The sequence below is a fragment of the Candidatus Rhodoblastus alkanivorans genome (assembly GCF_022760755.1).
Classification (GTDB): Bacteria; Pseudomonadota; Alphaproteobacteria; order Rhizobiales; family Beijerinckiaceae; genus Rhodoblastus; species Rhodoblastus alkanivorans.
The window spans coordinates 65,110-75,009 of sequence record NZ_JAIVFP010000001.1 but is presented as its reverse complement, the minus strand read 5'-3'; the positions used below and the strand labels follow the sequence as shown (position 1 = coordinate 75,009).

5 protein-coding genes are annotated in these 9,900 nt (G+C 59.0%); all 5 read left to right on the top strand.

The features are described 5' to 3' along the window. Window positions 1–40 precede the first annotated feature (40 nt). Genes K2U94_RS00300 through K2U94_RS00280 form a run of 5 tightly spaced genes read left to right on the top strand, consistent with a single transcriptional unit; the run spans window position 41 to window position 9,865 of the window. Window positions 41–901, top strand: coding sequence for a WYL domain-containing protein (locus tag K2U94_RS00300; RefSeq protein ID WP_243065308.1), 861 nt, complete (start codon window positions 41–43; stop codon window positions 899–901). Then, the gene (locus K2U94_RS00295; protein ID WP_243065307.1) at window positions 885–4,157 is read left to right on the top strand and encodes a helicase-related protein; all 3,273 of its coding nucleotides are present in this window, start codon (window positions 885–887) and stop codon (window positions 4,155–4,157) included. The genes K2U94_RS00300 and K2U94_RS00295 overlap by 17 nt, the downstream gene beginning before the upstream one ends. After that, window positions 4,154–4,849, top strand: coding sequence for a DUF4391 domain-containing protein (locus tag K2U94_RS00290; RefSeq protein WP_243065306.1), 696 nt, complete (start codon window positions 4,154–4,156; stop codon window positions 4,847–4,849). Before K2U94_RS00295 ends, K2U94_RS00290 begins: the two co-directional genes overlap by 4 nt. Before the next feature lie 10 nt (window positions 4,850–4,859). Further along, window positions 4,860–6,815 (top strand): site-specific DNA-methyltransferase, encoded by a 1,956-nt coding sequence (locus K2U94_RS00285; protein ID WP_243065305.1) that lies wholly within the window; start codon window positions 4,860–4,862, stop codon window positions 6,813–6,815. 11 nt (window positions 6,816–6,826) lie between these two features. After that, window positions 6,827–9,865 (top strand): type III restriction-modification system endonuclease, encoded by a 3,039-nt coding sequence (locus K2U94_RS00280; RefSeq protein ID WP_243065304.1) that lies wholly within the window; start codon window positions 6,827–6,829, stop codon window positions 9,863–9,865. Window positions 9,866–9,900: the final 35 nt, after the last annotated feature.

Sequence of the window (9,900 nt, the reverse complement as noted above, 5' to 3'; positions counted from 1 at the left end):
TAGTTTTGATGCTCATCTGACGCGCGGAGGTGGGGGAGCGATGCCGGGAGGCGAGGCGGTGCTGAAATGGGGCGTGGAGCGCCGACTCGAATTCATCGAGTTCCGACTTTACTGGGAAGGCGGCGTGAATCGCTCGGACATCATCGAGGCTTTCGATGTGTCCGTTCCGCAGGCATCGAAGGATTTGACGCTCTATCAAGAACGGGCGCCGCACAACGCTGTCTATGACAAGAGCGCCAAGCGCTATGTTGCGAGCAACGAATTTCAGCCCTGCTTTCTGAAACCAGATGCCGGTCAGTACCTCATCCAGCTTCGGTCCGTTGCTGAAGGCATTTTGGCCTCATCCGAATCCTGGATCGCCCACTCCCCTCCCTATGCCGGGCCGCCCGTGCCGGCCCGCGGCGTCAACAACGACACGTTGCGAACGGTGCTTGCGGCGATCCGCCAAAACCAAGCAGTCGAGGTCAAATATCAATCGCTCTCCAGCGATGATCCTCGCTGGCGATGGATCGCGCCACACGCGATAGGGTTCGACGGGTTCCGGTGGCACACCCGCGCATTTTGCGAGGTCGATAAGTCGTTCAAGGACTTTTTGCTCTCACGCATCATAGAGGCTAGGTCAGTTCGTCCGAGCGGGGTATCGCCGGAGAATGATGCCGACTGGAACGAACTCGTCACACTGGAAATAGGGCCGCATCCGGACCTGTCCGAAAGCCAGAAGCGGATCATCGCCCTCGACTACGGCATGCGAGGGGGGCGTGCCCAAATTCAGGTCCGAAAGGCGCTTCGCTATTACGCGTTGAGGCGATTGGGGCTTGATACACCGCCGGAGGCGCGGCGCCCGCAGGATCAGCAGATCGTGCTTCTGCGTGAGGGGGGCGCCGATGAAAATCATCGATAACACCTCGCTGCTTCTCGGCGACGATCTGAAGGCGACGGTGGGCCGCGGCGCGCGGCTGAAAATCGCCGCGTCGTGCTTCTCGATCTACGCCTTCGAGGCGCTCAAATCGGAGTTGTCGAAGGTCGAGAGCCTCGAGTTCATCTTCACCGCCCCGACCTTCGTGCCGATGGAAGTGACCGACCGTCTGCGCAAGGAGCGGCGAGAGTTCTTCATCCCGAAGACGACGCGCGAGCGGGGGCTGTACGGAACCGAATTCGAGATACAGCTTCGTAACAAGCTGACGCAGCGAGCGGTCGCCCGAGAATGCGCCGAGTGGATTCGAAAGAAGGCGCGCTTCAGGTCGAACACGACCAGGGCGCCGATGCAGCAGTTCATCCATGCAGGATCGGAAGCCGGCGACTTCGCCTATATGCCGATCAGCGGCTTCACGGCCGTTGACCTGGGCTACCAGAAGGGTGATGCGGTCTCGAACCTCGTAACTCGGGTCGACGATGCCGCCCACACGCAAGTCTATCTCCAGCTTTTCAACCAAATCTGGAACGACACGGAGAAAGTCGGCGACGTAACAGCGGCAATCTGCGACCACATCGAGTCCGTCTATCAGGAAAATTCCCCGGAGCGGATTTACTTCCACATCCTCTACAACCTCTTCCAGGATTTCCTTGAAGAGGTCGATCAGGACGCGCTGCCAAACGATCTGACCGGCTACAAGGACAGTCTCGTCTGGAACAAGCTGTTCAACTATCAGCGCGACGCGGCGACCGGCATCATCAACAAACTGGAGATGCACAACGGCTGCATCCTGGCGGACAGCGTCGGCCTCGGCAAAACCTTCACTGCGCTGGCGGTGATCAAATACTACGAGCTGCGCAATCGGTCGGTTCTGGTTCTCTGCCCGAAGAAGCTTGCCGATAACTGGCGAAACTATAACACCAACCTGACGACCAACATCTTCGCCAAGGACCGATTCAACTACGACGTCCTGTGTCACACCGATCTCTCCCGCACCTCGGGAGAGTCGTTCGGTATCCCGCTCAACCGCGTGAATTGGGGCAACTACGACCTCGTCGTCATCGACGAGTCGCACAACTTCCGGAACAACGACGTCTTCAAGGACCGGGAGACACGCTACCAGAAGCTAATGAACAGGGTCATCCGCTCCGGCGTGAAGACCAAGGTTCTGATGCTTTCGGCGACGCCGGTGAACAATCGGTTCAACGATCTGCGCAATCAGCTTGCCCTAGCCTACGAAGGGGAGTCCGAAAATCTCAGCCGGCACCTCAAGACCAAGACCGGCGTCGAGGAGATATTCCGGCGCGCCCAGAAGGCGTTCAATGCCTGGTCGGAGCTTCCTCCGCAGGAGAGGACGGCTGCCGCCATCCTCAAGGCGCTCGACTTCGATTTCTTCGAGCTGCTCGACGCGGTGACGATCGCCCGGTCACGCAAGCATATCGAGACGTTCTACGACACGAAGGACATCGGTAAGTTCCCGCAGCGCCGAAAGCCGCTGTCCCATCAGTGCCCGATCACCTATCGGGCCGACGTGCTCGGGCTCAATGACATCTTCGGTCACCTGTCGGTGCTCAAGCTCGCCGTCTACGCCCCGATCAGCTACATCCTGCCGAGCCGGCTGCGAAAATACGAGGAAATCTACGACACCCAAGTCGAGGGTGGACGCGGCAAGCTGCGCCAGGCGGATCGCGAGCGGAGCCTCCAGGCTCTCATGACCACCAACCTGCTCAAGCGGCTGGAAAGTTCGGTCGAAGCCTTCCGGCTTACCTTGCGCGCGCTAAGTGGGAACATCGCGCAGACGCTCGATGCGATCTCGACTTTCGAGCGGACCGGCGGCTCGGCTAGTGTCACCGACCACCTCGACGATCCTGGCTTCGACGCCGACGACGAGGACCTGACCGGGCTCGACGAGTTCACGGTCGGCAGGAAGATCCAGATCAGCCTCGCGGACATGGACGTGCCGTCGTGGAAGCACGACCTGGAGGCCGACCTCGCCCTGATCGGCGACCTGATTGCCTCAATGGACAAGGTCGGTCCCGATGATGACGCCAAGCTTCAGCACCTCAAGGACGTCATTACCCGCAAGGTGGGCGAGCCGCTGAACCCCGGCAACCGCAAGGTTCTCATCTTCACCGCCTTCGCCGACACGGCGAAGTACCTCTACGCCAACCTGACGCCGGCCTTCCTGCAATCGCACGGGCTCAATTCAGGCCTGGTGACGGGCTCCGACGCGCCGAAGACCACGCTGAAGAAGGGCTACGATTTCCAATCGGTGCTAACGTTGTTCTCGCCGCGCTCGAAAGAGAAGCACCTGGTCCTGCCGCATGAGTCAGGCGAGATCGACATTCTGATTGGCACGGACTGCATCTCCGAAGGCCAGAACCTTCAGGACTGCGACTATCTGATTAATTACGACATCCACTGGAACCCGGTGCGGATCATCCAGCGCTTCGGGCGCATCGACCGTATCGGGTCGCCGAACGCGCAGATCCAGCTCGTCAATTATTGGCCGGATATCTCGCTCGACGAGTACATCAACCTCAAGGAGCGCGTCGAAAATCGCATGATGATCGCCGACGTCACGGCGACGGGCGACGACAATGTGCTCACCGCCAAGAGCAGCGACATCGCCTACCGGAAGGATCAGCTCAAGCGCCTCCAGGAAGAGGTGATCGAGTTGGAGGACGTGCGGACGGGGATCTCGATCACGGATCTCGGCCTCAATGATTTCCGCATGGATCTCCTGAACCACATCAAGGAGAACGGCGACATCGAGCATCTGCCCAACGGCATGCATGCGGTCGTGCCGGCACAGCCGGCGCTCGGGCTCCTGCCGGGCCTGATCTTCGCGCTGAAGAACATCCACGACAGCGTGAACATCAACCAGCAGAACCGCCTTCACCCCTACTACCTGGTCTATGTCGGCCGCGACGGGGATGTCGTCGTCGACCATACCGAGGTGAAACGGCTGCTCGATCTGATCCGCACGAGTTGCCGGGGCCACCCGGAGCCGATCCAGGCGGTTTGCCGCCTGTTCAACGAGAGGACGCAGGATGGCCGGAAGATGGAGCAATGCTCCGCGCTTCTGAGCGCAGCGATCCGTTCGATGATCGAGGTGAAGGAAGAGAAGGACCTGGACAGCCTGTTTAGCGGCGGGCGGACCACGGCGTTGGTTCACACCATCGCCGGGCTCGACGATTTCGAGCTGATCGCCTTTCTCGTGGTGGAGGAGGCGCCCGCATGATCACCGCCCTCTTCGACTATCCCAAGGCCGCCGCCTTCGGGCGCGTGGTGCCCAAGACCAGGATATATGAACACGCTGGCGCCAGCACCGCGCTGAAGGACCTGTTCGTCACCCAGGTCGATCAGATCGTCTGGAAATTCAAGCTGGCGCCGGAGACCATCAACCTCGCCGCCACGCGGGCGGTGAGCGAGATTCAGGTTTTCGGAATCAGCCTGCGGACCAACAAGCTCGACGAAGAGGTGCTGCGCGCCATCGATCGCGCCATCCCCTTTCCGTTGATCTTCGAACTCACTTGGTCGGGCAAGCGGAAGGTGATTGCCGCCTTCAAGCGGCCGAGCGAGGCGGATTCGGCCAAGTGGGTGGTCAGCGAGTATTTCGCGACCGACTGGACGCCGGACGATGCGCCGCGCCAGCCCCTGCCCGTCGCGCTCAATCTCGGCGGGCTCTACGACGCCATCCTCACCGCCATGATGCCGGTGGCGAAGGCGGCGGCCGAAGACATTCAGACGCGCGTGGCGCGCATGGAAGCGATCCGGGCCAAGACGCGCGAGGTGGATCGGATCAAGACCCGCCTCGCCTGCGAAAAGCAATTCAACAAGCGCGTGGCGATCAATGCCGAGCTGCGTGTCGCCAGACAGGAGCTGGAGCGCCTGGCCACGGGCGAACCCGTCAGCGCGAAGGCGAGTGAGTAAGAGGAAGCATATGGAAAAGTTGAAGATGCACAGCCCCGACCTGACGCAAGAGAACATTGCGCAGATCCGCGCGCTGTTCCCGGGCTGCGTCACCGAGGCAATGGACGAAAATGGGAAGGTTCGGCTGGCCATCGACTTCGATCAGCTCCGCCAGGAGCTGAGCGATCACATTGTAGAAGGGGCGCAAGAGCGGTATCGGCTGGATTGGCCAGGCAAACGAGAAGCGCTGATAAATGCGAACGCCCCTATCGCGAAAACGCTGCGTCCGGCCGATCAAGAAAGTGTGGGATTTTCTACTACAAAGAACTTATTCGTTGAGGGCGACAACCTCGAAGCTCTAAAGTTACTTCAAGACATTTATATTGGTTCGGTGCGGATGATATACATCGATCCGCCGTACAACACCGGTAACGACTTTGTTTACAGAGACCGCTTTGCGCAAGGCTCTGAAGAATATCTGAGGATATCCAATCAAAAAGACGAAGAAGGTAACCGCCTTATCGCCAATCTGACAGCAAATGGCCGCTTCCATTCTGAGTGGCTATCAATGATGTATCCACGGCTGAAGGTGGCGAAAAATTTGCTCAGTGATGATGGGGCGCTTTTTGTCAGTATAGATGATACTGAGGTCGCTGGTCTGCGGCATATGCTGGATGAAATATTCGGCGCAGAAAATTTCATAACAGAAATAGTGTGGGAGGGCGCGAATAAGAACGATGCCCGACAGATTGGCGTGTCTCATGAGTATGTCCTCTGTTATGTCAAGGATAAGAGCGCCACGAAAACCTCATGGACGATGACAAAGGAGGGGGTTGATCCAGTTCTGAGAGAGGTCGACCGCTTGAAAGGAGTTCACGGCAAGGACTTCGAGACAGCATCAGAAGAGCTAGCTGGCTGGTTTCGGGCGATGAAGGCGACCCCTTCTTTTGGTCTAAGGCGATTTCGATACATTGATGAACGTGGCGCCTACAAGGAAGATGACCCAACGGCCCCAGGTGGCCGAAAATTCGAACTGAAAAATCCAAAGACGGGAGAGGTCATTCCTTTACGGCCGAACCGGGGTTGGGCATTCGACCAAGAGACGTTTAACAGAATGGTCGAAGAGGGACGAATTTCATTTATATCACCTACCAGTGTCATGGTTAGGCGATATCTTCATGAGACTGACGCGCAGACTCCGCAAAGTGTTTTCTATCAACCAGCGCGATCTGCGTCGGAACGTTTGTCAAAGCTTCTCGGTGGCGGCTATTTCGATTTTCCGAAGGATGAAACTATTATCCAAAAATTCGTTGATATGGCGGTAAGTGAAGATTCTGGCGGCCCAATCGTCATGGATTTTTTTGCTGGAAGCAGCACTACAGCTCATTCCGTCTTCCTTCAGAATGCCCTGGATGGGAAGAACCGCCGCTTTATTATGGTTCAAATCCCAGAGCCGACGAATGAGAATAGCGTTGCTCGCAAAGCGGGCTGGAAAAACATAGCAGAAATTTCAAAAGAACGTATCCGTCGTGCTGGAAAGCAGATCCTTGAAGGAGATTGCCACGGCGGATGGAGCCGCGATGTCGGCTTCCGAGTGCTCAAGGTGGACACGTCGAACATGCAGGACGTGTACTACCGCCCGGATCAAGTTGATCAAAAGGACTTGCTTCACGCGGTCGACAACATCAAGCCGGACCGAACCGCCGAAGACCTGCTGTTCCAGGTGTTGGTCGATTGGGGCGTGGACCTGACGCTGCCGATCCGGCGCGAGACGATGCAGGGCAAGACCGTCTTCTTCGTGGACGACAATGCGTTGGTCGCCTGCTTCGACACCGGCGTGACCGAGGAGCTGGTGAAGGAGCTTGCCGGTCGCGAACCACTGCGCGTCGTCTTCCGTGATAACGGCTTCGTGTCGGACGCCGTGAAGATCAACGTCGAGCAGGTCTTCCGCCAAGTTTCCCCCAGCACCGACGTCAAGTCGATCTGAGGGAGGCGGGCATGAAGCTGAAATTCAAGGTCCAGCCCTATCAGACCCAGGCTGTGGACTCAGTGGTGGATTGCTTCGCCGGTCAGCCGCTGGTGAACGGCATCACCTACCGCATCGATCCCGGCCGCAAGGCGCAGGTCAGCGCCTTTGAGGAGGGCTTCAAGAACGCCGACCTGGTCCTGACCGACCTTCAGGTGCTCGCCAACATGAAGGACGTCCAGCGGCAGCAGAACCTGCCGATCTCCGACAAGCTGGTCTCCAGCGCCGGATGCAGGTTCAACCTCGATATCGAGATGGAGACGGGCACCGGCAAGACCTATTGCTACATCAAGACCATGTTCGAGATGAACAAGCGTTACGGCTGGTCGAAATTCATCATCATGGTGCCCAGTATCGCCATCCGCGAGGGCGTCCACAAATCGCTCCAGATCACCGCCGACCATTTCACCGAGAGTTACGGCAAGAAGGCGCGCTTCTTCATTTACAGCTCCAGGCGGCTGCACGAGTTGGAGAGCTTTTCGTCGGACGCTGGCATCAACGTCATGGTGATCAACATCCAGGCGTTCAACGCCCGGGGCGCCGATAACCGGCGCATCTACGACGAACTGGACGATTTCCAGTCGCGCAAGCCCATCGATGTGATCGCCAGCAACCGGCCGATCCTGATCCTCGATGAGCCGCAGAAGATGGAAGGCGCTGCCACGATGGAGGCGCTGCCCAAATTTAAGCCGCTGATGATCCTCCGCTACTCGGCGACGCACCGGACCGAGCACAATCGCGTCCACCGGCTCGATGCGCTCGACGCCTATAACCAGAAGCTGGTGAAGAAGATCGCCGTGCGGGGCATCCAGACACGCGGTCTCGCCGGCACCAACGCCTATCTCTACCTCGAGGGCATCGACATCTCGAAGAAGGCGCCGGTGGCGAGGATCGAGATCGAGGTCAGGCTGAAGTCCGGCGAGATCAAGCGTCAGCTCAGGCGGCTGGAGTTCCGCGACGATCTCTTCGCAGAGTCGGGGGAGCTGGATCAGTATCGCGACGGCTTCACCATAGCGCAGATCGACGCCCGCAACGACACGGTGGAGTTCACCAACGGCGTGGTGCTCCATGCCGGCGAGGCGACTGGGGATGTGTCCGAGCGCGACATAAGGCGTATCCAGATCCGTGAAACGATCAAGGCGCACCTCGACAAGGAGAAGCAGCTCTTCGCCCAGGGCATCAAGGTGCTGTCGCTCTTCTTCATCGACGAGGTGGTGAAGTACCGCGACTACACCCGGTCCGACGAAAAGGGCGAGTACGCTCGCGTGTTCGAGGAGGAATACGATCTTCTCAAGGAGGAGTACCTGTCGGAGCTGGCGATCGACGGCGAGGCCTATCGCAAGCACCTGGCCGGAATCGACGCGGCGGCGACCCACAACGGTTACTTCTCGATCGACAAGAAAACGAATCGGCTGAAGGACCCCGTAGTCGGCGCACGTGCGGTCGATTCCGACGACGTCGACGCCTACGATCTGATCCTGAAGGACAAGGAGCGGCTACTGTCCTTCGGCGAGCCGACCCGGTTCATCTTCTCGCACTCGGCCCTCCGGGAAGGGTGGGACAATCCGAACGTGTTCGTCATGTGCATGCTCAAGCACAGCGACAACACGATCTCGCGCCGCCAGGAGGTCGGCCGCGGGCTCCGCTTGTCGGTCGACCAGAACGGCGATCGCATGGACAACCCCGCCGTGGTCCACGACATCAACATCCTGACCGTTGTGGCCAGCGAGAGCTACACGGCTTTTGTCAGCGGCCTCCAGAAGGAGATCGCCGACACGCTGACCTCCCGCCCCCGGAAGGCGACCGAGGCCTATTTCACCGGAAAGACCATCACGACCGACGGTGGGCCGATCGAGATCACGCCGGCGATGGCCAAGCAGATCTACCGCTACCTGGTGAAGAACGACTACTCGGATGAGTCGGACCAGATCACCACGGCCTACCACGAGGCCAAGGAGGCCAGGACGCTGGCGGCGTTGCCGGACGACCTGAAGCCTCACGCGGATCAGATTTTCCAGATCATCGACAGCGTCTTCAGCGATGCCCAGTTGCCGAAGGTGGACGATGGCCGGAAGCCCAAGACCAATCCGCTGAACGAAAACTTCGAGAAGAAGGAGTTTCAAGAACTCTGGCGGCGCATCAACCAGAAGGCTGTCTATCGCGTCGAGTTCGATTCCGACGAGTTGGTCGGCAAATGCGTGAGCGCGCTCGACAGCCAACTCCGGGTCACGCCGCTCCAGTACACCGTGCAGACAGGCGTTCAGGGCGACGGGCTGACGGATGACCAATTGAAGGCTGGCGACGGCTTCTCCCTAACCGGATCGACGACAGAGCGCGGCGGATCGATTCACTCCCTCGTGAAGTACGACCTTCTCGGAAAGGTCGCAGAAAACACGGAGCTGACGCGCAAGACCGTGGCCGACATCCTCACGGGGATCCAGGCCAGTGTGTTCAGTCAGTTCAGAGAGAACCCCGAGCACTTCATCGCCGAGGCATCCCGGATCGTCGCCGAGCAGAAGGCTACGATGATCATCGAACGGCTCGCCTACGACGGCCTGTCCGAGCGGTACGCCGTGGACATCTTCACGGCCAACCAGACCGGGCAGGACTTTTCCAAGGCCAGTGCGAAGCTGAAGCACCACGTCTATGACTATGTCGTCACGGACTCGGAGATCGAGCGCAAATTCGCCGGTGCCCTGGACGCCAGCAGCGAGGTGGTGGTCTACGCCAAGCTTCCCCGTGGCTTCCTTATTCCGACGCCGGTCGGCGACTACAATCCGGATTGGGCGATTTCCTTCAAGGAAGGCAGCGTCAAGCACATCTACTTCGTCGCAGAGACCAAGGGCACCATGTCCTCGATGAAGCTCCGCGAGATCGAGAACACCAAGATCGCGTGCGCTAGAAAGTTCTTTGACGAGATTGGACGGCGGGTCAGCGAGGATCGGGTCAAGTACGACGTCGTCACCAGTTACGAGAAGCTCATGGATATCGTTGGGCGGGCAGCCGCCTGAAGCCAATCCAGAATTGTCGGGGAGGCTCCTGGCTT